General features: G+C 47.6%; 24 protein-coding genes and 1 other annotated feature. Of the genes, 14 read left to right on the forward strand and 10 right to left on the reverse strand.

Annotated elements, in window-relative coordinates; all coding sequences use genetic code 11:
* Window positions 1–3 precede the first annotated feature (3 nt).
* From gmd to wzzB, 9 genes are all read left to right on the forward strand, one after another.
* Window positions 4–1128: a GDP-mannose 4,6-dehydratase gene (gene gmd, locus AACS80_RS13495; protein WP_001610406.1), complete on the forward strand. Its 1125-nt coding sequence runs from the start codon at window positions 4–6 to the stop codon at window positions 1126–1128.
* A 3-nt stretch (window positions 1129–1131) separates the two neighbouring features.
* Complete coding sequence (gene fcl, locus AACS80_RS13500) at window positions 1132–2097, forward strand: GDP-L-fucose synthase (protein ID WP_138183829.1); 966 nt, start codon at window positions 1132–1134, stop codon at window positions 2095–2097.
* 2 nt (window positions 2098–2099) lie between these two features.
* The gene (locus tag AACS80_RS13505) at window positions 2100–2561 is read left to right on the forward strand and encodes a GDP-mannose mannosyl hydrolase (protein WP_130257587.1); all 462 of its coding nucleotides are present in this window, start codon (window positions 2100–2102) and stop codon (window positions 2559–2561) included.
* A 5-nt stretch (window positions 2562–2566) separates the two neighbouring features.
* Window positions 2567–3973, forward strand: coding sequence for a mannose-1-phosphate guanylyltransferase/mannose-6-phosphate isomerase (locus AACS80_RS13510; protein ID WP_130257588.1), 1407 nt, complete (start codon window positions 2567–2569; stop codon window positions 3971–3973).
* Window positions 3973–4719 (forward strand): glycosyltransferase family 2 protein, encoded by a 747-nt coding sequence (locus AACS80_RS13515; protein WP_138183830.1) that lies wholly within the window; start codon window positions 3973–3975, stop codon window positions 4717–4719. The genes AACS80_RS13510 and AACS80_RS13515 overlap by 1 nt, the downstream gene beginning before the upstream one ends.
* Window positions 4720–4724: 5 nt before the next feature.
* Window positions 4725–6149, forward strand: a complete 1425-nt coding sequence (locus tag AACS80_RS13520; protein ID WP_135410131.1) for a phosphomannomutase — start codon at window positions 4725–4727, stop codon at window positions 6147–6149.
* 193 nt (window positions 6150–6342) lie between these two features.
* The gene (gndA, locus tag AACS80_RS13525) at window positions 6343–7749 is read left to right on the forward strand and encodes an NADP-dependent phosphogluconate dehydrogenase (protein WP_135520476.1); all 1407 of its coding nucleotides are present in this window, start codon (window positions 6343–6345) and stop codon (window positions 7747–7749) included.
* Between the two features lie 244 nt (window positions 7750–7993).
* Window positions 7994–9160, forward strand: a complete 1167-nt coding sequence (gene ugd / locus AACS80_RS13530) for a UDP-glucose 6-dehydrogenase (protein WP_130208709.1) — start codon at window positions 7994–7996, stop codon at window positions 9158–9160.
* 144 nt (window positions 9161–9304) lie between these two features.
* On the forward strand, window positions 9305–10285 hold the full coding sequence (gene wzzB, locus AACS80_RS13535) for an LPS O-antigen chain length determinant protein WzzB (protein ID WP_135410216.1): 981 nt from the start codon (window positions 9305–9307) through the stop codon (window positions 10283–10285).
* Between the two features lie 181 nt (window positions 10286–10466).
* Here wzzB and hisIE read toward each other — a convergent pair whose 3' ends face one another.
* The 9 genes from hisIE to hisL all read right to left on the reverse strand — a co-directional run bounded on the left by hisIE (window position 10467) and on the right by hisL (window position 17696).
* Entirely contained in the window at window positions 10467–11078 is a 612-nt protein-coding gene (gene hisIE / locus AACS80_RS13540) for a bifunctional phosphoribosyl-AMP cyclohydrolase/phosphoribosyl-ATP diphosphatase HisIE (RefSeq protein ID WP_135410130.1), read from the reverse strand.
* The gene (hisF, locus tag AACS80_RS13545) at window positions 11072–11848 is read right to left on the reverse strand and encodes an imidazole glycerol phosphate synthase subunit HisF (RefSeq protein ID WP_000880156.1); all 777 of its coding nucleotides are present in this window, start codon (window positions 11846–11848) and stop codon (window positions 11072–11074) included. Before hisF ends, hisIE begins: the two co-directional genes overlap by 7 nt.
* Window positions 11830–12567 carry a 1-(5-phosphoribosyl)-5-[(5-phosphoribosylamino)methylideneamino]imidazole-4-carboxamide isomerase gene (gene hisA / locus AACS80_RS13550; protein WP_135410129.1) on the reverse strand — a complete coding sequence of 246 codons (738 nt, stop codon included), beginning with the start codon at window positions 12565–12567 and terminating at the stop codon, window positions 11830–11832. Before hisA ends, hisF begins: the two co-directional genes overlap by 19 nt.
* The gene (gene hisH, locus AACS80_RS13555) at window positions 12567–13157 is read right to left on the reverse strand and encodes an imidazole glycerol phosphate synthase subunit HisH (RefSeq protein WP_135410128.1); all 591 of its coding nucleotides are present in this window, start codon (window positions 13155–13157) and stop codon (window positions 12567–12569) included. The genes hisA and hisH overlap by 1 nt, the downstream gene beginning before the upstream one ends.
* Window positions 13157–14224 (reverse strand): bifunctional histidinol-phosphatase/imidazoleglycerol-phosphate dehydratase HisB, encoded by a 1068-nt coding sequence (gene hisB, locus AACS80_RS13560; protein ID WP_001548749.1) that lies wholly within the window; start codon window positions 14222–14224, stop codon window positions 13157–13159. The genes hisH and hisB overlap by 1 nt, the downstream gene beginning before the upstream one ends.
* Window positions 14224–15294: a histidinol-phosphate transaminase gene (gene hisC, locus AACS80_RS13565; RefSeq protein ID WP_053292574.1), complete on the reverse strand. Its 1071-nt coding sequence runs from the start codon at window positions 15292–15294 to the stop codon at window positions 14224–14226. The genes hisB and hisC overlap by 1 nt, the downstream gene beginning before the upstream one ends.
* The gene (gene hisD, locus AACS80_RS13570) at window positions 15291–16595 is read right to left on the reverse strand and encodes a histidinol dehydrogenase (RefSeq protein WP_138183831.1); all 1305 of its coding nucleotides are present in this window, start codon (window positions 16593–16595) and stop codon (window positions 15291–15293) included. The genes hisC and hisD overlap by 4 nt, the downstream gene beginning before the upstream one ends.
* A 5-nt stretch (window positions 16596–16600) precedes the next feature.
* A complete protein-coding gene (gene hisG, locus AACS80_RS13575; protein ID WP_000131780.1) occupies window positions 16601–17500 on the reverse strand; it encodes an ATP phosphoribosyltransferase in 900 nt (299 codons plus the stop codon).
* Between the two features lie 46 nt (window positions 17501–17546).
* Window positions 17547–17670 (reverse strand) — a sequence feature (His leader region).
* The gene (hisL, locus tag AACS80_RS13580) at window positions 17646–17696 is read right to left on the reverse strand and encodes a his operon leader peptide (protein ID WP_001364200.1); all 51 of its coding nucleotides are present in this window, start codon (window positions 17694–17696) and stop codon (window positions 17646–17648) included. (Overlaps the previous feature by 25 nt.)
* A 426-nt stretch (window positions 17697–18122) precedes the next feature.
* Here hisL and AACS80_RS13585 point away from each other — a divergent pair, with 426 nt between their 5' ends.
* From AACS80_RS13585 to plaP, 4 genes are all read left to right on the forward strand, one after another.
* Window positions 18123–18947 carry an SDR family oxidoreductase gene (locus AACS80_RS13585; protein ID WP_135410127.1) on the forward strand — a complete coding sequence of 275 codons (825 nt, stop codon included), beginning with the start codon at window positions 18123–18125 and terminating at the stop codon, window positions 18945–18947.
* A 45-nt stretch (window positions 18948–18992) separates the two neighbouring features.
* The gene (locus AACS80_RS13590; RefSeq protein ID WP_130259983.1) at window positions 18993–19922 is read left to right on the forward strand and encodes a LysR substrate-binding domain-containing protein; all 930 of its coding nucleotides are present in this window, start codon (window positions 18993–18995) and stop codon (window positions 19920–19922) included.
* Between the two features lie 214 nt (window positions 19923–20136).
* Window positions 20137–20199, forward strand: coding sequence for a membrane protein YoeI (gene yoeI / locus AACS80_RS13595; protein WP_010723108.1), 63 nt, complete (start codon window positions 20137–20139; stop codon window positions 20197–20199).
* On the forward strand, window positions 20189–21547 hold the full coding sequence (plaP, locus tag AACS80_RS13600) for a putrescine/proton symporter PlaP (protein ID WP_000019197.1): 1359 nt from the start codon (window positions 20189–20191) through the stop codon (window positions 21545–21547). Before yoeI ends, plaP begins: the two co-directional genes overlap by 11 nt.
* A gap of 76 nt (window positions 21548–21623) precedes the next feature.
* Here the strand turns inward: plaP and sbcB are convergent, their stop codons facing one another.
* Complete coding sequence (gene sbcB / locus AACS80_RS13605; protein WP_130208691.1) at window positions 21624–23048, reverse strand: exodeoxyribonuclease I; 1425 nt, start codon at window positions 23046–23048, stop codon at window positions 21624–21626.
* Between the two features lie 211 nt (window positions 23049–23259).
* Here sbcB and dacD point away from each other — a divergent pair, with 211 nt between their 5' ends.
* Window positions 23260–24426, forward strand: coding sequence for a serine-type D-Ala-D-Ala carboxypeptidase DacD (gene dacD / locus AACS80_RS13610; protein ID WP_135410126.1), 1167 nt, complete (start codon window positions 23260–23262; stop codon window positions 24424–24426).
* The last annotated feature ends 57 nt before the right edge of the window (window positions 24427–24483 follow it).

Here is a 24483-nt window from a genome sequence, read left to right on the forward strand (position 1 = left end):
AAAATGAATAAAAAAGTTGCATTTATCACAGGCGTAACTGGACAAGATGGTTCATATCTTGCAGAATTTCTCATTGAAAAAGGTTATGAAGTACATGGTATAAAACGCCGAGCATCGTCATTTAACACCGATAGAATTGATCATATTTATCAATCACGATTCGTTGATGAGCCTAATTTTATTTTACACTATGGGGATTTAACAGATACATCGAATCTGATCCGTTTAATCCAAGAAATTCAACCGGATGAAATTTATAACCTTGGTGCACAATCCCATGTCGCAGTGTCATTCGAGTCACCAGAATATACAGCAGATGTAGATGCAATAGGGACATTACGTTTATTAGAAGCAATACGAATCTGTGGGCTGGAGAAAAAAACACGCTTCTATCAAGCATCTACTTCAGAACTTTTTGGTTTAGTGCAAGAGATTCCTCAGCGTGAAACTACTCCATTCTACCCGCGTTCGCCTTATGCTGTAGCTAAGATGTATGCTTACTGGATAACAGTTAACTACCGTGAATCTTATGGTATATATGCTTGTAATGGTATTCTTTTTAACCATGAATCGCCACGCCGTGGAGAAACGTTTGTTACCCGTAAAATTACTCGTGCAATAGCTAATATTTCTCAGGGGATCGAACAATGCTTATATTTGGGTAATCTGGATTCGTTGCGTGACTGGGGACACGCTAAAGATTATGTTCGCATGCAATGGATGATGCTTCAGCAAGATCATCCAGAGGATTTTGTCATTGCCACAGGTAAACAGATATCTGTGCGTGAATTTGTCCGTATGGCTGCTAAAGAAGTCGGACTTGAACTTGAATTCTCTGGTGAGGGTGTAGATGAGATAGCCACAGTAGTTAATAAAATTTCCGATTGTGCTATTGGTGTAAATGTTGGGGACGTTATAGTTCGGGTTGATCCTCGTTATTTCCGTCCTGCTGAAGTTGAAACACTCTTAGGTGACCCTGCAAAAGCAAAAAATCTATTAGGCTGGGAACCAGAGATTACAGTTGAAGAGATGTGTGCGGAAATGGTTGCTAGCGATTTGTTAAAAGCGAAACAACATGCACTTCTTAAAAGCCATGGTTATGATGTTTCGGTTTCTCTGGAGCGTTAATACATGATACAGAAAAGAGTATATGTCGCTGGGCACCAGGGCATGGTTGGCTCTGCTATTTGCCGACAATTATCGCTGCGTGATGATATCGAGTTAGTGGTTAAAACACACAAAGAACTCGATCTGACCGTGCAGAAGGATGTTGAGGCATTTTTTGAGAGAGAGAGGATTGATCAGGTTTATCTTGCTGCGGCAAAAGTAGGTGGTATTTATGCCAATAATACATTTCCAGCAGAATTCATCTATCAGAATCTCATGATTGAGAGTAATATTATACATTCAGCTCACAAGGTTGGAATTCAAAAATTACTTTTTTTAGGCTCTAGCTGTATTTATCCAAAATTTGCAGGGCAGCCGATGAAAGAGTCTGCACTTTTGACGGGCATACTTGAGCCAACTAATGAGCCATACGCAATTGCTAAAATTGCGGGCATAAAATTATGTGAGTCTTATAATCGTCAATATGGTCGCGATTATCGAAGTGTAATGCCTACTAATCTTTATGGATCGAATGATAACTTCCATCCTGAAAACTCCCATGTTATTCCGGCACTCATGCGTAGATTCCATGAGGCAAAAGAAAGTGGTGCACAAGAAGTTATTGTCTGGGGCACGGGAACGCCGATGCGTGAGTTTTTATATGTTGATGATATGGCTGCTGCCTCGGTTCATGTGATGGAGCTAGAGGACACAATTTATCAACAAAACACACAACCAATGTTATCTCATATTAATGTTGGTACCGGGGTGGATTGTTCTATACGTGAAATGGCTGAAACAATGGCTTCTGTAGTGGGTTATCAAGGAAAAATTGTTTTTGACGCGACCAAACCAGATGGCACCCCGCGAAAGCTTATGGACGTTACCCGACTCAAAAACTTGGGCTGGCAATATCGCTATAATTTACATGAAGGTCTATCATTAACATATAAATGGTTTCTTGATAATATTGATTCTTTTCGGGGATAGTTATGAAAAAGAGATTAGAATATGAGTTATTTAAAACAATAGTCAAGCATACTCCTCTAATCTCGATTGACCTCATAATTAGAAACGATAAAGGAGAGGCGCTGCTTGGGCAGCGCCTGAATCGCCCCGCAAAAAATTATTGGTTTGTGCCAGGAGGGCGAATTTTTAAGGATGAGTCATTCGAGGATGCTTTTAAAAGGATTACATTTGAAGAGATAGGCGTTCAAACTAGTCTTGGTGAGGCCATATTTCTTGGTGTGTATGAACACTTTTACAATGACAATTTTTCTGAAGTAGAATTTTCTACACACTACGTAGTGCATGGATATGAAATTCAAATTAATCCGCAGCAACTTCACCTACCAACGATTCAGCATAATTCCTACAAGTGGTTTGATGTAGTAACGTTGCTTAATAGCACTGCAGTTCATCAATATACCAAAAATTATTTTATATCAAGGTAATAGATATGCTACTTCCCGTTGTCATGGCCGGTGGTTCTGGTACCAGATTATGGCCTCTTTCACGTACACTTTATCCGAAACAATTTCTGTCTTTAAATAGCCGCTTAACTATGTTGCAAGAGACTTTGCGACGGCTAGAAAAGGTTGAACACAATCCTGCTTTGATCATTTGTAATGAATCACATCGTTTCATCGTTGCTGAACAATTGCGTAAAGTTGGTTTAAGGCATAGTGGGATTTTGCTTGAGCCTGTAGGGCGCAATACGGCACCTGCTGTAGCCCTTGCAGCGCTTCAGGCAACGGCAAGTGGAGAGGATCCTATACTTTTGGTTCTTGCGGCTGACCATGAAATTCAGGATGAGGACAGTTTCATTACAGCAGTTTTGGCCGCGAAGGACTTTGCTCAGCAAGGTAAGTTGGTCACATTTGGCATCGTTCCAACAGCTCCAGAGACAGGGTATGGTTATATTAAGTCAGGTGAGCCACTTGGTGGGCAAGGTTATAAAGTTGCAGCTTTTGTTGAAAAGCCAGAGCTAGAATTAGCTCAGCGGTATTTGTCAGATGGCGGTTATCTTTGGAATAGTGGAATGTTTATGTTCAGAGCATCTGTATTCATTGATGAACTAAAAAAATTCCGTCCAGATATTCTAGAGAGTTGTCAGCAATCCTTAGCTTCCTCGACTCAAGATTTAGATTTTATCCGCTTGGATAACTCTTCTTTTTCTTGCTGCCCTGAAGAGTCAATCGACTATGCCGTTATGGAAAAAACAGCTGAAGCTGTGGTCGTACCATTGGATGCGCAATGGAGTGATGTTGGGTCATGGTCTGCGCTGTGGGAAATAAGTTCAAAAGACCAAAGCGGCAATGCCATTCGTGGTGATGTTTTGGTTGAAGATGCTACAGATAGTTATCTTTATTCGCAGCATAGACTTATTGGTGCCGTGGGCGTAAAGGATTTGGTTGTCGTTGAAACGAAAGATGCAGTATTAGTTGCTCATAAAGATAAAGTTCAGCAAGTTAAAAACATCGTAGCTCAACTTAAAAAGAATAATCGAACAGAATATTTACAACATCGGGAAATTTTTCGTCCTTGGGGCAGTCATGACACTATAGCTGAAGGGCAACGCTTTCAGGTTAAACATGTGATTGTATTACCGGGTCACATTACCGCTAAGCAGATCCATTACCATCGTACTGAGCATTGGATTGTTGTCTCGGGGACAGCTAAAGTTCATCTTGAGGAGAAAACTTATCTTGTTTCAGAAAATGAGTCAACATATATACCTGTTGGTGTACCACATGCCATTGAAAATCCCGGCAAGATCCCGCTTGAAATAATTGAGGTTAGATCAGGAGTCTACCTGGAAGAGGATGATGTTATAAGAGTTTCTTCTTCTGGAGTCGGATACTAATGCGGATTTCAATTATCACAGCAACTTATAATAGTGAAAAAACGCTTCTTGATACATTACTCTCTCTGGAAAAACAAACGCATTCAGATATTGAATATATAGTTGTAGATGGAGCATCAAAAGATAATACGATAGAGCTAATCAAGAGTAAATGTACAAGAGTTTCAAGAATCATTTGCGAACCCGACAATGGTATTTATGATGCACTGAATAAAGGTATTCAAGCAGCTTCTGGTGATATAATTGGATTTTTGCACTCTGATGACTTACTTGCTTATGATGGAGCCATTGCAGATATAGTAAAAACATTTGAAAGTTCAGGGTGTGATGCTGTTTATGGTGATTTGGAGTATGTTGCCAAAAATGATACGACTAAACGTATTAGATTATGGAAGAGTGGCTCATTTAGCCGTTTGAAGATGAAACTAGGTTGGATGCCGCCACACCCATCATTTTATATGAAACGCGATTGTTATAGTCAGTTTGGTTGTTTTTCATTAGATTACCGTATATCTGCTGATTATGACTCATTATTACGTTATATTTTAAAACAGCGTATTTCAATAGCGTACTTACCAAAAGTATTAGTGAAAATGCGTGTTGGTGGAATTAGCAATCGCTCAGTATCTTCCATGATCAATAAATCAATGGAAGATATTCGCGCTATGAAACAGAATGGTATTATCTGGCCAATAGCTTTAGCGTATAAAAATTTATCCAAACTTCCTCAATTTATTAAGAAGTAATTATCATGTTAAATGCTAACAAAATCATTACCGATAGCAATATTGCTTTCGGCACTAGTGGTGCTCGTGGTTTAGTCATCGATTTTACCCATGATGTTTGTGCAGCCTTCAGTCATGCGTTTCTTTCTGTTATTGATGACAAATACAATTTTAATAAAGTTGCTTTAGCCATTGACAACCGCCCGAGTAGTTATGAAATTGCTCAGGCATGCGCGTTCGCTATCAAACAACATGGGTTTGCCATTGAATATCATGGTGTAATTCCGACCCCTGCATTAGCTCATTATTCCATGCAGAAAAATATCCCCTGCATAATGGTTACTGGTAGTCACATACCTTTTGACCGTAATGGTTTGAAATTTTACCGTCCAGATGGTGAAATCACAAAAGAGGATGAGTTAGCAATAGTAAATAGTGAATATGCTTTTTCTCCTGTAGATGTATTACCTCATCTTGAAACTAGTACTCAAGGTGCGGATTCATACCTGGAACGTTATGTTTCTCTTTTTAATTCCGATATTTTAAAGGGGAAGAGAATTGGGATCTATGAACATTCTAGTGCAGGACGAGATTTATATGCTCCACTTTTTAATCAATTGGGTGCTGAGGTCATCTCCCTCGGTAGAAGTGATGAGTTCGTTCCTATTGATACGGAAGCAGTTAGCGAAGAAGATCGTCTACTTGCAAGAGAGTGGTCTAAAAAATACAATCTCGATGCAATTTTCTCAACAGATGGTGATGGTGATCGTCCTTTAGTTGCCGATGAAAATGGTGAATGGCTAAGAGGCGATATTCTGGGATTACTTACGGCTATTGAACTTAATATCAAGGCGTTGGCTATTCCAGTGAGTTGTAATACAGCAATTGAACAATCTAATAAATTTGCAAATATACAACGGACTAAAATTGGCTCTCCTTATGTGATTGCAGCGTTTTCAGACCTTGCTAAACAATTTGATTCAGTCGCTGGTTTTGAAGCTAATGGCGGTTTTCTGCTTGCCTCCGATCTACAAATTAATGGCAAAGAATTAAATGCGTTACCTACTCGAGATGCCGTATTACCAGCGTTAATGCTCTTAATAGCTTCTCGTAATAGTACTATCTCTCAACTGGTTAATAATCTTCCACAGCGATTCACTTGGTCAGATAGAGTGAAAAACTTTCCTTCAGAGTCAAGTCAGCAAATTATAAAAAATGCTATTTCATCACCCAATAATTTCTTTAATAAATTAGGGTATGAATCATTATCCTGTTCCACTATTGATGAAACGGATGGTGCAAGATTTATTTTAACTAATGGTGATATTATACATCTCCGTCCTTCCGGAAATGCTCCTGAACTCCGTTGTTATGCTGAAGGCAGTGATGAAAATCAGGCTAAGCAATATGTTACGAATGTGCTTGGGAATATTATATCTTTAATTTCTTGATGTTATAGATTTATCTTCGCTTATATATGCGTGTAGGTTTGGTTACAAGTGGATGTCTGTATAAAGGAAGATGAACTGTATTCGTTGCATTAATGAAATTCAGCACTACACACATTCATGTAACTTGAGTTAACATCTGTTTCATATTCAAGCCGCGCAACCCCGCGGTGACCACCCCTGACAGGAGTAAACAATGTCAAAGCAACAGATCGGCGTCGTCGGTATGGCAGTGATGGGACGCAACCTTGCGCTCAACATCGAAAGCCGTGGTTATACCGTCTCTATTTTCAACCGTTCTCGTGAAAAGACGGAAGAAGTGATTGCCGAAAATCCAGGCAAGAAACTGGTTCCTTACTATACGGTGAAAGAGTTCGTTGAATCTCTTGAAACGCCTCGTCGCATCCTGTTAATGGTGAAGGCAGGTGCAGGCACGGATGCTGCCATTGATTCCCTGAAACCATATCTTGATAAAGGCGATATCATCATTGATGGTGGTAATACCTTCTTCCAGGATACCATTCGTCGTAACCGCGAGCTTTCTGCAGAAGGCTTTAACTTCATCGGTACGGGGGTTTCCGGTGGTGAAGAGGGCGCGCTGAAAGGACCTTCTATCATGCCTGGTGGGCAGAAAGAAGCCTATGAACTGGTTGCACCTATCCTGACCAAAATCGCCGCCGTTGCTGAAGATGGCGAACCGTGCGTTACCTATATTGGTGCTGATGGCGCAGGTCACTATGTGAAGATGGTTCACAACGGTATTGAATACGGTGATATGCAACTGATTGCTGAAGCCTATTCTCTGCTGAAAGGTGGTCTGAATCTATCTAACGAAGAACTGGCACAAACCTTTACCGAGTGGAATAACGGTGAACTGAGCAGCTACCTGATCGACATCACTAAAGACATCTTCACCAAAAAAGATGAAGACGGTAAATACCTGGTTGATGTGATCCTGGATGAAGCAGCGAACAAAGGTACGGGTAAATGGACCAGTCAGAGCGCGCTGGATCTCGGCGAACCGCTGTCGCTGATTACTGAGTCTGTGTTTGCTCGTTATATCTCTTCCCTGAAAGATCAGCGCGTAGCTGCGTCTAAAGTACTGTCGGGTCCGCAAGCACAGCCAGCGGGCGACAAAGCAGAGTTCATCGAAAAAGTTCGCCGTGCGCTTTATCTGGGTAAGATTGTTTCTTACGCGCAGGGCTTCTCGCAGTTACGTGCGGCGTCTGAAGAGTACAACTGGGATCTGAATTATGGGGAAATCGCGAAGATCTTCCGTGCCGGTTGTATCATTCGTGCTCAGTTCCTGCAGAAAATCACGGATGCTTACGCCGAAAATCCGAAGATTGCTAACCTGCTGTTAGCCCCGTACTTTAAGAAAATTGCCGACGATTACCAGCAAGCTCTGCGTGATGTTGTTGCTTATGCGGTGCAGAACGGCATTCCAGTACCTACCTTCTCTGCAGCGGTTGCTTATTATGACAGCTATCGTGCCGCAGTACTGCCTGCAAACTTGATCCAGGCACAGCGTGACTATTTCGGTGCGCATACCTATAAGCGCATTGATAAAGAAGGTGTATTCCACACCGAATGGCTGGATTAATCTGATTTAATCAGTATTAAACTAAGGCCCGGCATTTATCGCCGGGCTTTTTTTTACTATCAATCTTATTGATTTAATTTCATTGCTTAATACTAACTTAATAAATAGCAGCTATTCTTATAAAGAAAATCTGAAATGTTTTTCGTTTCGTTGACCAGACATCATCGTGGCGTTAAAACTTTTAACTCTTATCAGGGTGCTAAAACATCATGATTCATAGTTAAGTTAATTTTGAGAGCATGAAATGAAAATCACCATTTCCGGAACCGGTTATGTTGGCCTGTCTAATGGGCTATTAATCGCACAAAATCATAACGTTGTAGCATTAGATATTTTACCAACTCGCGTTGCAATGCTGAATGATCGGATATCTCCTATTGTTGATAAAGAAATTGAGCAGTTTTTGCAATCAGACAAAATACGTTTTAATGCCACGTTAGATAAAAAAGAAGCCTACCGGAATGCTGATTATGTAATCATCGCAACCCCGACCGACTATGATCCTAAAACCAATTATTTCAATACATCTAGCGTAGAATCAGTAATTAAAGATGTTACGGAAATAAACCCTCATGCAGTAATGATTATTAAGTCTACGGTTCCTGTAGGTTTTACGGCCGCGATGCAAAAAAAATTCAAGACTGAGAACATTATCTTCTCCCCTGAATTCCTCCGAGAAGGCAAAGCCCTTTACGATAACCTTCATCCTTCCCGTATTGTGATAGGCGAACGTTCTGAACGTGCACAGCGGTTTGCCGCGTTATTACAGGAAGGGGCGGTTAAGCAAAATATCCCGACTCTGTTTACTGATTCAACAGAAGCAGAGGCCATTAAACTTTTTGCCAATACTTACCTCGCCATGCGCGTGGCGTACTTTAACGAGTTGGACAGTTATGCAGAAAGCCTGGGATTGAACACCCGTCAAATCATTGAAGGTGTTTGTCTTGATCCGCGTATCGGCAATCATTACAACAATCCATCATTTGGTTACGGTGGTTACTGTTTGCCGAAAGATACCAAGCAGCTTCTGGCAAATTACCAGTCTGTGCCAAACAACATCATTTCTGCCATCGTTGAAGCTAATCGCACCCGCAAAGACTTTATTGCCGATGCTATCTTGTCACGTAAACCCAAAGTCGTAGGGATATATCGCCTAATTATGAAGAGCGGTTCAGATAACTTCCGTGCGTCTTCCATTCAGGGGATCATGAAGCGTATCAAAGCTAAGGGGGTAGAAGTGATTATCTATGAACCGGTTATGAAGGAAGAAATGTTTTTCAATTCACGACTGGAACGTGATCTCGCGACGTTTAAGCAACAGGCTGATGTCATCATCTCTAATCGAATGTCAGAAGAGCTTAAAGATGCAGCAGACAAGGTCTACACCCGCGATCTTTTCGGTAGCGACTAACTATCTGTAATCAGATGATTTTTGGCGGTAGTTGGTATCGATGTTCATGTAATAATTCATTATATTTATTGTTTATCCTATGGCATTCATACAGATTATCGCTAAACTATGGCGACCTGAAATTTTCCGTCTGTTAGGGTAATGATGAAAGTTGAAAATAATAATATTTCTGGGCACAACAATGACCCGGAACAGATTGATTTAATTGATTTACTGATGCAACTGTGGCGTGGGAAGATGACCATTATCGCCACAATCGTTGTGGCTATCGTGTTGGCTATTGGATACCTGGCGGTAGCGAAAGAACAATGGACGTCAACAGCCATTATTACTCAACCCGATGTAGGGCAAATTGCCGGCTATAACAACGCCATGAATGTAATTTATGGTCAGGCTGCGCCAAAAGTAGCTGATCTACAGGAAGCGCTGATTGGGCGCTTCAGTTCTGCCTTCTCTGCATTAGCTGAAACGCTGGATAATCAGGAAGAACGCGAAAAACTGACTATCGAGCCCGCTGTTAAAAACCAGCCGTTACCGTTAGCTGTTTCTTATGTCGGGCACACTGCTGCGGATGCACAGAAAAAGCTGGCTGAATACATTCAACAGGTTGATGACCGAGTGAATGAAGAGCTGGAAAAGGACCTGAAGGATAATATTGCGTTGGGTATGAAAACCTTGCAGGACTCCCTGAAAACTCAGGAAGTTGTGGCTCAGGAGCAAAAAACGCTGCGTATCCGCCAGATTCAGGAAGCGTTGCAGTATGCGAATCAGGCGCAGGTAATAAAGCCGCAGATTCAGCAGACTGGTGAAAATATTACTCAGGACACGTTGCTTTTGTTAGGTAGCGAAGCACTGGAGTCGATGATTAAGCACGAAGCGACTCGTCCGCTTGTGTTCTCTCCAAACTACTATCAGACTCGTCAAAACCTGCTGGATATCGAAAGTCTGAAGGTTGATGATCTTGATATTCATGCCTACCGTTACGTTATGAAACCCACACTGCCAATTCGTCGCGATAGCCCGAAGAAAGCAATTACCTTGATTCTGGCAGTACTGCTGGGCGGCATGGTTGGCGCGGGAATTGTGCTGGGACGTAATGCGCTGCGTAATTACAACGCGAAATAGTCTTTTCAGTTTTAAATAAAAAGGGCAGGGTGGTGACACCTTGCCTTTTTTGTTGCCGGATGCGATGCTGGCGCATCTTATCCAGCCTACGTGTGCAGAGCGAATAGTAGGCCTGATAAGCTTGCGCATCGGGCAATGGCTCAGGATGCGACAGTTACATCACATCCGGTCAGCCTGCAACTCACTGATGCCGTTTACGCAGGTTCTCAATCACCGTCGTTAAGTCCAGATCCTGATCCTGCAGCAGCACCAGCAGGTGATACATCAAGTCCGATGCCTCGTTGGTCAGTTCAAAGCGGTCATGTACCGTCGCTGCCAGTGCGGTTTCCACGCCTTCTTCGCCCACTTTCTGCGCAATGCGCTTGGTGCCGCTGGCATATAGTTTGGCAGTGTAAGAGGTTTCCGGGTCGGCAGATTTGCGTTCGGCGAGCAGTTGTTCCAGCTGATAAAGGAACAGCCACTGGTGAGCGGTGTCGCCGAAGCAGCTGCTTGTGCCTTTGTGGCAGGTCGGGCCGATGGGATTCGCCAGCACCAGCAATGTGTCGTTGTCGCAGTCCGGCGCAATACTCACTACGTTGAGGAAATTGCCCGATGTTTCGCCTTTGGTCCACAGTCGCAGTTTAGTGCGCGAGAAGAAGGTGACTTTGCCGCTTTCGATGGTTTTGTCCAGCGCTTGCGGATTCATGTAGCCCAGCATTAACACTTCGCCGGATACCGCGTGTTGCACAATCACCGGCATCAGCCCGTCGGTTTTTTCCCAGTCCAGTTCGCGACGTTGTTGTTCTGTTAACATATCCTGATCTCCACGCCCTGTGTTGCCAGGTACGCTTTTAATTCACCAATATTGATTATTTGTTTGTGGAATACGGAAGCCGCCAGCGCGCCGTCAACGTCGGCATCGCGGAAGGCTTCGAGGAAGTGTTCCATGGTGCCTGCGCCACCGGAGGCAATCAGCGGGACGTGGCACACTTCACGCACTTTTTTCAGTTGCTCGAGGTCGTAACCGTTACGCACGCCGTCCTGATTCATCATGTTGAGGACGATTTCTCCGGCACCGCGTTTTTGCACTTCCTGTACCCAATCGAGCGTTTCCCACTGAGTGACGCGGGTGCGGCTTTCATCGCCGGTATATTGATTCACATGATATTTACCGGTTTCGGCGTCGTACCAGGTATCAATACCGACCACAATACACTGCACGCCAAAGCGATCAGCCAGGCGAGTAATTAACGTCGGGTCCGCCAGCGCAGGGGAGTTGATAGAGATTTTATCCGCGCCAAAGGAAAGAATTTTCGCGGCGTCATCCAGCGATTTAATTCCTCCCGCCACGCAGAACGGAATATCGATCACTTCCGCCACGCGAGATACCCAGCTTTTATCTACCACACGTCCATCGCTGGAGGCGGTGATATCGTAGAACACTAGCTCGTCCGCACCTTCTTCGGCGTAGCGTTTTGCCAGCGGCACGATATCGCCAATGATTTCATGGTTACGAAACTGTACGCCTTTCACCACCTGACCATCACGAACGTCGAGACATGGGATTATGCGTTTTGCCAGCATGCGATGGCCTCCTTCACGGTGAATTTACCTTCCAGTAATGCCCGACCAACTATTACGCCGCGCACGCCAGTGCCACGCAGGGCAGCAACATCGTTAATGTCGCCAATGCCGCCGGATGACTGAAATGCCACCTGCGGGTATCTGGCGCACACTTCTTCATATAAAGAGACGTTAGAACCAGCCAGCGTGCCGTCGCGCGAGATATCGGTACACAGCACATGTTTCAGGCCGACGGGCAGATAGGTTTCCACCAATTGTTCCAGTGAAACGCCCGAGTTCTCTTGCCAGCCGCTGACCGCCACCTGCTTGTTGCCTTGCTCGTCAATACGGACATCCAGCGCCAGCACTAAGGCATCGGCACCGAAACGTTCAAACCAGCCTTTCACCATTTCTGGTGATTTCACCGCAGTGGAGCCAATCACCACGCGCGCAACCCCAGCTTCCAGTAACGCCGCCACATCCTCTTCGCTACGCACGCCGCCGCCAACCTGCACCGGAACGTTAACGCCAGCGACCAGGGTTTTAATCAGTGGGATTTGACGTTTAGCCGGATCTTTTGCCCCGGTCAGATCCACCAGGTGCAACACTTCGGCACCTTGTGCGGCGTAATCCTGTAAACGCGGCAGCGGGTCGTTACCGTAATCGCGCTGTTTGCCGTAATCGCCCTGATGGAGACGCACCACGGTGCCGTCGATTAAATCTAATGCCGGAATAATCATCACATCTCCAGGAAGTTTTTCAGCAACTTAGCGCCAGCGGCACCAGAACGCTCCGGGTGGAACTGAACGCCGTAGAAGTTATCTTTTTGTACCGCCGCGGTGAACGGTTCGCCATAAGTACACTGCGCGATGGTCCACGGATTGATCGGCATTGCGTAGCTGTGAACAAAGTAAAAGTACGCTCCGTCTTCAATCCCCTGAAACAGGCGGTTGCCTGCCCGCGGGTAAACGCGGTTCCAGCCCATATGCGGCAGTGGCAGACCAAAGTCGGTCATTTTCGGCACGTCTTCGTCGATGATGCCCAGCAAATCGACGCCGTTGCTCTCTTCGCTGCGCCGCCCCAGCAGTTGCATCCCTAAGCAGATGCCCAGCACCGGTTGGGTACAGGCTTTGATGAGATCAAACAGTTCACGCTCACGTACCTGATCCATCGCCGCTTGCGCAGTGCCAACGCCGGGTAAAAACAGTTTATCGGCCAGCAACACTACGTCCGGGTCACGGCTGACTTTGGGCTCATAACCGTGGCGCGCAATGGCTGATTTCACCGAGTTCAGGTTGGCGCAGCCGGTATCAAGGATCACCACGTTCATTACAGCACTCCTTTCGACGAGGGCAGGGTGTCGCCTTCCACGCGGATGGCCTGGCGCAGGGTGCGACCAAAGGCTTTGAACAGGCTCTCTACACGGTGGTGATCGTTTTTACCTTTGGTTTTCAGGTGCAGGGTCACGCCCATGGTGTAAGAGAGCGAACGGAAAAAGTGCTCGATCATTTCGGTGCTGAGATCGCCTACGCGCTGGTAGGTAAATTCAGCTTTATATTCCAGGTGCGGGCGACCAGAGATATCCAGCGCGCAGCGGGCAAGGCATTCATCCATCGGCAGCACAAAACCAAAGCGGCAAATACCGCGTTTGTCGCCGAGGGCTATTTTTAACGCTTCCCCCAGCGCCAGGCCGGTATCTTCGACGGTGTGGTGATCGTCGATATAGAGATCGCCTTTGACGTTGATTTCCATCCGGAAACCGCCGTGGGTGGCGATCTGATCCAGCATATGATCAAAGAAGCCAACCCCGGTGTTAATCTTGCTGCCACCTTCGCGATCCAGCCACACTTGGACGTCAATTTGCGTCTCTTTGGTGTTGCGCACTACATGGGCGTAACGGTCTCGTTTAGTGAGTTGCTCGCCAATCATCGGCCAGTTCAGGGTTTCGCGGTCGTAGCGTAAACCATTAATTCCCATGTTTTCCGCGAGTTGAATATCGGTCGCGCGATCGCCAATCACATAACTGTTGGCACGATCCATCGCTTGCTCAGCCAGATAACGCTCCACCAGTTTTACTTTCGGTTTACGGCAGTCGCACTCATCTGCGGGCAGGTGCGGACAAATCAGCACTTCATCAAACTGCACGCCTTGCGAGGTGAAGATCTGCATCATCAGGTTGTGCGGGCCATCGAAATCCGCCTGCGGGAAACTTTGTGTTCCCAGACCATCCTGATTGGTGATCATCACCAGCTTATAGCCCGCTTTTTGCAACTTCAGCAGCTGCGGAATCACGCCAGGTTCAAAGGCGAGTTTGTCAAAACGGTCCACCTGAAAATCACTTGGCGGTTCGCTAATCAGGGTTCCATCGCGATCGATAAAAAGATACTTCTGACTCATCAAACTTGCTCCGCACGTAAGGCGTCAATGACGCGCTGGCTTTCTTCACGGGTTCCGACGGTAATTCGCAGGCAGCCGCTTAAAGAGGGTTGTTTATTCTGATCACGTAAGATAATGCCCTGATCCCACAAAGATTTAAACACTGCGCTGGAGGCTTTAAAGCGCGCCAGAATGTAGTTGGTTTCAGAGTCGAAAACCTGCTCCACGCAGGGGATCTCTTTCAGTGCGGCAATCAGGTATTCACGTTCAGCAATAATTTGCGCCACTCGTTCGCGCATGGCGACGATTCCCTGCGGGCTTAACGCCTGGGCCGCAATGTCGGCAACCGGCGTCGAGAGCGGGTAGGGGGCAATCACTTTCATCAGCAGGTTGATGACTTCTTCGTTTGCCAGCGTAAACCCGCAACGAAGGCCCGCCAGAGCAAAAGCTTTCGACAGTGTGCGCAAAATAGCCAGGTGCGGATATTCCGCCAGCCAGCCAGCCAGCGATGCCTGCGGGCAAAACTCGATATAGGCTTCATCGGCAACCACAATCGCTTTACCGCGGGTTAACTCCAGCAGAGTGCGAAAATCCTGTGGATTGATCAGTTGCCCGGTGGGGTTGTTGGGGCTGCAAACATAGACCACTTTTACGTCGTCCAGCTTGTCGGAAATGCCCTGTAAGTCCAGTTGCCAGTTGTCCAGCGTCGGCACTGTGCGGCACTCGACGCCAATGGTTTCGGCGCTGACGCTGTACATGCCGTACGTTGGCGGGCAGTAGAGGATGGCGTCTTTACCCGGTTCGCAAAAAGCGCGAATCAGCAGTTCAATGCCTTCGTCCGCGCCACGGCTGACCAGCACCTGTTCCGGTTTTACGCCTGCATATTGCGCGTAATTTTCAATCACCGCTTTCGGCTGGCATTCCGGGTAGCGGTTGAGCGTTTGCTGAGTAAGCTGAAACTCCACGGCAGTGGGGTATTCGTTGGCGTTCAGCCAGACGTCGCCATTACCGCCCAGACGACGCGCCGACTGATACGGCGTCAGGTTGCGGACGTTTTCACGCGCTAAATCGGTAATAGTCACGGTGCTCATGCTTGCTCCTTAAGGGCGTTAACACGCAAAGTAACGGCATTTTTATGGGCGGTCAGGCGCTCGGCGGCGGCCAATGTTTCAATGGTCGAAGCCAGCGCGGAGAAACCTTCTTTCGACAGTTCCTGCACGGTCATACGCTTCTGGAAATCTGCCAGCCCGAGGCTGGAACAGGTGGCGGTGTAACCGTAAGTCGGCAGAACGTGGTTGGTGCCGGAGGCGTAATCACCTGCCGATTCCGGTGACCAGTCACCAAGAAATACCGAACCGGCGCTGGTGATGCCATCGACCAGTTCGCGGGCGTTGCGGGTCTGAATGATCAGGTGCTCCGGGCCGTAGAGGTTGGAGATCTCTACGCACTGCGCTAAATCGTTGGTCACAATCAGGCGGCTGGCGCTCAGTGCTTGACGGGCGGTTTCAGCTCTCGGCAGTTCCGCCAGCTGGCGTTCGACGGCCTCGGCAACGCGACGCGCCATATCGGCGTCGGGCGTCAGTAAAATCACCTGTGAGTCCGGGCCGTGTTCAGCCTGAGAAAGCAAATCAGAAGCCACGAAATCCGGCGTAGCACCGCTGTCGGCAATCACCAGCACTTCCGACGGGCCTGCGGGCATATCGATCGCCGCACCGTCCAGACGCTGGCTTACCTGGCGTTTTGCCTCGGTGACAAAGGCGTTGCCTGGCCCGAAGATTTTGTCCACTTTTGGCACAGATTCCGTACCAAACGCCAGTGCGGCAATGGCCTGTGCGCCACCGACGTTAAACACATCCTGCACGCCGCACAGCTGCGCCGCGTAAAGGATCTCATCGGCAATCGGCGGCGGTGAGCACAGCACCACTTTTTTACAGCCTGCAATACGCGCCGGAGTCGCCAGCATTAATACCGTTGAGAAGAGCGGGGCGGAACCGCCAGGAATATATAAACCAACCGAAGCTACCGGGCGCGTGACTTGCTGGCAACGTACGCCTGGCTGAGTTTCGACATCTACCGGCGGCAGTTTTTGCGCAGTGTGGAAGGTTTCAATATTCTTTACTGCCACCGCCATTGCCTGTTTTAGCTCATCGCTCAGGCGTTCGCTGGCGGCGGTAATTTCCTCAGCAGACACCTTCAGCGCGGTAACCGTGGTTTTATCAAACTTCGCGCTGTATTCACGAAGGGCGTCATCGCCGCGTGCTTTCACGTTATCGAGAATATCGTTAACAGTGCGGGTAATGCTTTCAGAAGCGGTGATCGCCGGGCGCATTAACAACTGGCGTTGTTGTTCCGCAGTACAGCTATTCCAGTCAATGATTGTGTTAAAGCTCATGGCGATCACTCCATCATCTTCTCAATGGGCAGGACCAGAATCGAACTGGCACCCAGCGCTTTCAGTTTTTCCATGGTTTCCCAGAACAGGGTTTCGCTGCTGACCATGTGCATGGCGACGCGCTGTTGATCACCCGCCAGCGGCAGAATAGTTGGGCGTTCGGCACCTGGCAGCAGGGCGATGACGTCATCCAGACGCTCGGTCGGTGCGTGCATCATGATGTATTTTGATTCGCGCGCCTGGATCACACCCTGAATACGGGTCAGCAGTTTGTCGATCAGTTGCTGTTTGGATTCTTCCATTTCGCCATCGCGCTGGATCAGGCAGGCTTTCGAGCGGTAGATAACTTCGACTTCGCGCAGGCCGTTGGCTTCCAGCGTGGCACCGGTGGAAACCAGATCGCAAATCGCATCCGCCAGGCCGGCGCGCGGGGCGACTTCGACAGAACCGTTCAGTAAGCAGGATTTAAAAGAGATGCCTTTCTGGTCGAGATAACGCTTGAGCAGGTGAGGATAAGAGGTGGCGATACGTTTACCGTTTAAGGAGAGCGGGCCGTCCCAGGCTTCATCAACCGGCGTTGCCAGCGAAAGGCGGCAGCCGCCGAAATCCAGACGACGCAGGGTAAAATAACGCGGATCTTCACCCTGGGCGCGGCGGTTAAGCAGTTCTTCTTCCAGCACGTTTTCGCCGATAATCCCAAGGTCTACCACGCCGTCCATTACCAGACCGGGAATGTCGTCGTCACGCACGCGCAGAATATCAATCGGCATGTTTTCAGCCATTGCGATCAGGCGCTGGGTGTGAAGATTGATTTTAATGCCACAGCGCGCCAGCAATTCGCGTGAGTCATCACTTAAACGTCCTGATTTCTGCATAGCTATGCGTAAACGAGTGTTGTCTGTCATTTTCTTTTTCCTCTTTATACCTGTCTGAACCGTTATCAACCGCGCAATAAAAAAGCCCCCGGAAGGTGATCTTCCGGGGGCTTTCTCATGCGTTCATGCACCACTGGAAGATCTGAATGTCTTCCAGCACACATCGCCTGAAAGACTAGTCAGGATGATGGTGATGATGGTGGTGTTTAAATTGAACGCGTGTCATAAAAGTCTCTGTGAATGTTTATTCAACTGATGTCTTTTAACCTAAACCACTTTCACGTTAGAAAGCAAGGGCTTTTTTATATATTTTGTGGCGATGGATTTGTTTAATGAATGCGCGGGGAAAGGAGGGGACCAGGAGTGACTACGTTAGAAAAGTAATCGTGAAAATATGTCTTTAAAACCCTCAAGAACATTGTGTTCTGTAACTAAAGTGGGCTTTGTTCCTGCCGGATGCGGCGTGAATGCCTTATCAGGTCTACAAATGTTGCCTAAATTCAATATATTGATGTTTTTGTAGGACTGATAAGCGGAGCGCATCAGGCAATTGTATATTTGCTAACAGTTTCGATTTCATTCATAGAATGAATTGTCAGCTTTGATACGCTGGCGTAGCCTTATAGATCTAAGGTGTATCAGGAGAAAACGGATGAAAAAGGTCGCAATTGTCGGGTTAGGGTGGTTAGGCATGCCGCTGGCGATGTCACTTTCAGCACGAGGCTGGCAAGTCACCGGGAGTAAAACTACACAAGATGGCGTAGAAGCGGCCCAAATGAGTGGCATTGATAGCTATCTGCTTCGCATGGAGCCCGATTTAGTTTGCGACTCTGACGATCTGGATGCCCTGATGGATGCTGACGCGCTGGTCATTACGCTTCCGGTACGTCGTAGCGGCCCCGGAGATGAGTTCTATTTACAAGCGGTACAGGAGCTGGTGGATAGCGCGCTGGCTTATCACATTCCCCGCATTATTTTTACCAGCTCAACATCTGTTTACGGTGATGCGCAAGGCACAGTGAAAGAAAACACTCCGCGTAATCCGCTGACCCATAGTGGACGAGTGTTAAAAGAGCTGGAAGACTGGCTGCACAATTTACCCGGTACTTCGGTTGATATTTTGCGTCTTGCTGGTCTGGTCGGGCCTGGGCGTCATCCCGGCCGTTTCTTTGCCGGAAAAACTGCGCCGGATGGAGAACACGGCGTCAATTTAGTCCACCTGGAAGATGTTATTGGCGCTATCACTCTGTTGTTACAGGCACCTAAAGGCGGGCACATCTATAATATATGTGCGCCAGCTCACCCTGCGCGTAATGTTTTCTATCCACAGATGGCCCGTTTACTGGGACTGGAACCTCCGCAGTTCAGGAATAGCCTGGACAGCGGCAAAGGTAAAATTATTGATGGCAGCCGGATCTGTAATGAATTGGGATTTGAATACCAGTATCCCGATCCACTGGTAATGCCGCTGGAGTAAAGCATCACGCCAGCAGAATGCCGCATACACCGCAAGGGGGCGTGTATGAAACCACTGCTGGACGTGTTGATGATCCTTGATGCCTTAGAAAAAGAGGGTAGTTTTGCGGCGGCGTCAGCCAAACTGTATAAGACGCCATCTGCCCTCAGTTACACTGTTCACAAGCTGGAAAGCGACCTTAATATTCAATTGCTTGATCGTAGTGGTCACCGCGCTAAGTTTACCCGCACCGGAAAAATGTTGCTGGAGAAGGGGCGGGAAATTCTCCATGCTGTGCATGAACTGGAAAAGCAGGCGATCAAACTCCATGAAGGTTGGGAAAACGAGCTGGTAATCGGGGTTGATGATACCTTTCCCTTTTCACTGCTTGCGCCACTCATTGAAGCCTTTTATCAACATCACAACGTCACGCGTCTGAAGTTTATCAATGGCGTTCTGGGCGGTTCCTGGGATGCCCTGACTCAGGGGCGAGCAGATATTATTGTTGGCGCGATGCATGAACCGCCATCTTCCAGCGAATATGGTTTCTCTCGGTTGGGCTGTCTGGAACAAGTTTTCGCGATTGCTCCTCATCATCCGTTAGCTCTGGAAGAGGAACCGTTAAATCGCCGTATCATTAAACGCTATCGGGCGATTATCGTGGGTGATACCGCGCAGGCTGGCGCATCTACGGCATCACAACTTCTCGACGAACAAGAGGCCATTACCGTATTTGATTTTAAAACCAAACTGGAATTACAAATCAGCGGTCTTGGTTGCGGTTATTTACCGCGCTATCTGGCGCAACGCTTTCTCGATAGTGGCGCGTTAATTGAGAAGAAAGTGGTTGCGCAATCCCTCTTTGAACCTGTATGGATTGGCTGGAATGAACAAACCGCAGGGCTTGCCAGTGCGTGGTGGCGTGATGAGATTTTAGCAAATAGTGCTATTGCTGGTGTTTATGCAAAATATGATGACGGAAAATCAGCCATTTAAATAAAAAATTATATGACAAGCCTCTCATTCTCTTGTCATTTACCCCCCATTTAGGCACAATGCGCCGCTGTCAAAAAATGACTAAAAACCGACGTTTCATCCGCGTCGGTTATTTTTTGCTTCAAACCAATCATTCATACCAAGAGGCCGGGCTTCGTACCGGATAGATATTTACTAAAAATCGACAGTTGTTGTCGCTGAGGAATCCAAAAAAATGGGGCAATTTTTTGCTTACGCGACGGTTATCACCGTAAAGGAGAATGACCATGTCGCATAACGTTACTCCAAACACCTCTCGCGTGGAATTGCGTAAAACGCTTACGTTAGTTCCGGTTGTAATGATGGGTCTTGCCTATATGCAGCCGATGACGCTGTTTGATACTTTTGGTATCGTTTCAGGCCTCACGGATGGTCATGTGCCGACAGCCTATGCGTTCGCATTGATTGCGATCCTGTTTACGGCTCTGAGCTATGGGAAGCTGGTTCGCCGCTATCCTTCTGCTGGCTCTGCATACACTTACGCCCAGAAATCCATTAGCCCAACGGTTGGCTTTATGGTGGGTTGGTCTTCTCTGCTCGACTACCTGTTCGCGCCGATGATCAACATTCTGCTGGCGAAAATCTATTTTGAAGCTCTGGTGCCTTCCATCCCATCGTGGATGTTTGTGGTGGCGCTGGTGGCCTTTATGACCGCCTTTAACCTGCGTAGTCTGAAATCCGTAGCGAACTTCAACACTGTAATCGTGGTGTTGCAGGTAGTGCTGATCGCGGTGATTCTGGGCATGGTTGTGTATGGCGTATTTGAAGGTGAAGGCGCTGGTACGCTGGCGAGCACGCGTCCGTTCTGGTCCGGTGATGCACATGTCATCCCGATGATTACCGGTGCGACGATTCTGTGTTTCTCCTTTACCGGCTTTGACGGCATCAGCAACTTGTCGGAAGAAACCAAAGATGCAGAGCGCGTGATCCCGCGTGCGATTTTCCTGACCGCGCTTATCGGCGGCATGATCTTCATCTTTGCAACTTACTTCCTGCAACTGTACTTCCCGGATATCTCTCGCTTTAAAGATCCGGATGCGTCACAGCCTGAAATCATGCTGTACGTTGCGGGCAAAGCGTTCCAGGTTGGCGCGCTGATCTTCTCCACCATTACCGTACTGGCGTCCGGTATGGCGGCGCACGCAGGCGTAGCGCGTCTGATGTACGTAATGGGTCGTGACGGCGTGTTCCCGAAAAGCTTCTTCGGTTATGTACACCCGAAATGGCGTACTCCGGCGATGAACATCATCCTGGTTGGCGCGATTGCTCTGCTGGCAATCAACTTTGACCTGGTAATGGCAACGGCGCTGATTAACTTTGGTGCGCTGGTTGCGTTCACCTTCGTTAACCTGTCGGTTATCTCGCAGTTCTGGATCCGTGAGAAGCGTAACAAGACGCTGAAAGATCACTTCCAGTATCTGTTCCTGCCGATGTGTGGTGCGCTGACTGTAGGTGCGCTGTGGGTTAACCTGGAAGAAAGCTCAATGGTTCTGGGGCTGATCTGGGCGGCTATCGGTCTGATTTACCTGGCTTGCGTGACTAAGAGCTTCCGCAACCCGGTTCCGCAGTACGAAGACGTTGCATAATCTTTAAATCCGGATGACATAATCATCCGGTAAATCTAAAAAAAGCCGGAGTTTATATCGCTCCGGCTTTTTTGTTTCAGACGATCTCTTCCGCGTACTGCCAAAGCGCTTTTAACAGCGCTACTTTCTCTTTGTCATCGGCATATTGTTGTGCCAGCATCTGCAATTCATCAGCATAACCTTGCAAAAATTCTGCTGTGAAGACCTGACGGCGGTGCTCCAGCCAGCGTTGCTGCTCGGCGTAATCCAGCGTCCCCGGGAAGTTACGCGCCCGATAATTGAACAACAGTTTCTCAATACGTTTATCGACAAAGGTGATATCCAGTGCCGGTAAATTACGCGGCTCGGTTTCCAGGACAATTTTCATTGCGGCGCGATCGGCGTCACTGAAAAAGCCATTATAGAGCTGTGCATCGACGTTATCTGAAGGTGTAAATGGTTCGGCTTCAGCAAATATCGCAACCACTTTTTCACGCACTTGCGGGTGTTCACGCAGAATTTTCAGGTTATCGAGACAATGCTGACGATTAATTCCCAACCTGTCGGCATCTTCCGGGCGCAGCGTATTCGCCTGCGCCAGCACCGGGCATTTATTGATATGCACCAGCTTAACCGGGACTGCGGCGTTATCGCCCAGATCGGCCTTTGCTGTGTACAGACGCTCGCGCAGCGTGTCGCTGTCCAGCTCCAGGAGTGGCGAGATATCTCCCGCCAAATCCACCATAATCACGGCATTGCGATTTTCCGGATGCCACGCCAGTGGCGCCACCCAGCTGGTATTGCCGCGCCATGCGCCAAACATACCGGAAACATGTACCAGCGGTTTCATCTGCGGCACATCAATCAACGCCGTCAGTTTGTGCTTATTACGATGGGTAAAGAGATAATCAAACAGGCGTGGTTGACGTGTTTTCACCAACTTCGCCATCGCAATAGTGGCGTACACATCGGCCATCGCATCGTGGGCGTTGCTATGTTCAATACCATTAGCTTTGGTTAAATGTTCAAGTCGAAAGCTCGGTAAACCATCTTCATTTTCAGGCCAGTTAATCCCCTCCGGGCGCAGGGCATAACAGGCACGCATCACGTCAAGCAGATCCCAGCGAGAGTTATCATGCTGCCAACTCCAGGCATAGGGATCGTAAAAATTACGATAAAAGATATTGCGCGTCACTTCGTCGTCAAAACGCACATTGTTGTAACCAAGAATACAGGTCTTCGGTACGGTAAAAAGCGAGTGAATACGGGCGGCAAAGGCAGCTTCGTTTTCCCCTTTTGCACGCGCTTCCTGTGGAGTGATACCGGTAATTAACACCGCCCCTGGCTGGGGTAAATAATCGTCCGCAGGCTTACAGTAAAAGACTTCAGGTTCGCCGATAATATTGAATTCGCTATCAGTGCGAATGGCGGCAAACTGCGCAGGGCGATCTAACGCGGGGTGCGTGCCAAAGGTTTCGTAATCATGAAACAAAAAGGTAGATTGTTGCTTACCGTCATTCATCGTTAGGTTAAATCCGTTATTTCTGTTGTATGCCAGAGTATCAAATATCACCGTGCTAATCAGCTTTAGAGCGATATTTTGGCTGCGTGTGAAAACAGATAATGTCAGATTAAAATGAGATAAATGTCACATTTTCTTGCACTTTATTCCAGCCAGTTCATCAGGATTTCCGTAAAAAGAACTGCTATTGGAAACACCGGAGGATTTGCTGTTGAAACGCCGTCTTATTATTGCTGCTTCTTTGTTCGTTTTTAATTTATCGTCTGGTTTTGCGGCGGAAAATATTCCCTTTTCACCCCAACCTCCGGAGATTCATGCGGGATCATGGGTTTTGATGGATTACACAACCGGACAGATCCTCACGGCGGGTAATGAGCACCAACAACGTAACCCTGCCAGCCTGACTAAGCTAATGACGGGCTATGTCGTCGATCGCGCTATCGATAGCCATCGCATAACACCAGACGATATTGTCACTGTGGGACGCGATGCGTGGGCGAAAGATAATCCTGTTTTTGTCGGCTCTTCACTGATGTTTTTGAAAGAGGGCGATCGCGTATCGGTACGTGATTTAAGCCGTGGATTAATTGTGGATTCCGGCAATGACGCCTGTGTGGCGCTTGCGGATTATATTGCCGGGGGGCAACGGCAGTTCGTCACAATGATGAACAATTACGCTGAAAAATTGCATTTACAGGATACCCATTTTGAAACGGTTCACGGTCTGGATGCGCCGGGCCAGCATAGCTCAGCCTATGATTTAGCCGTGCTTTCGCGCGCCATCATCCACGGCGAACCTGAGTTTTACCATATGTACAGCGAAAAAAGCCTTACCTGGAACGGCATCACCCAGCAAAACCGAAACGGGCTATTGTGGGATAAAACCATGAACGTTGACGGCCTGAAAACCGGGCATACATCCGGGGCCGGGTTTAATCTCATTGCTTCGGCGGTGGATGGGCAACGCCGTCTCATTGCAGTGGTAATGGGGGCCGACAGCGCAAAAGCTCGCGAAGAAGAGGCTAGAAAATTACTGCGTTGGGGGCAGCAAAACTTTACTACGGTGCAAATTTTGCACCGTGGGGAAAAGGTCGGTACGGAACGCATCTGGTATGGTGATAAAGAAAACATCGCACTGGGAACGGAACAAGAATTCTGGATGGTGCTTCCGAAAGCGGAGATCCCTAATATCAAAGCAAAATATACCCTTGATGGTAAAGAACTAACTGCGCCAATTGCTGCTCACAAGCGGGTAGGGGAAATTGAGCTGTACGACCGCGATAAATTGGTTGCGCACTGGCCATTGGTTACCCTGGAATCTGTCGGTGAAGGCGGTATGTTTTCCAGGTTGAGCGATTATTTCCACCATAAATTCTGACCTTTATTTAGCGCCGACTGGCAGGAGTGCGAGTCTGCTCGCATAATCAACACTCAT

Source organism: Escherichia sp. E4385 (genome assembly GCF_963883145.1).
Lineage (GTDB): Bacteria > Pseudomonadota > Gammaproteobacteria > Enterobacterales > Enterobacteriaceae > Escherichia.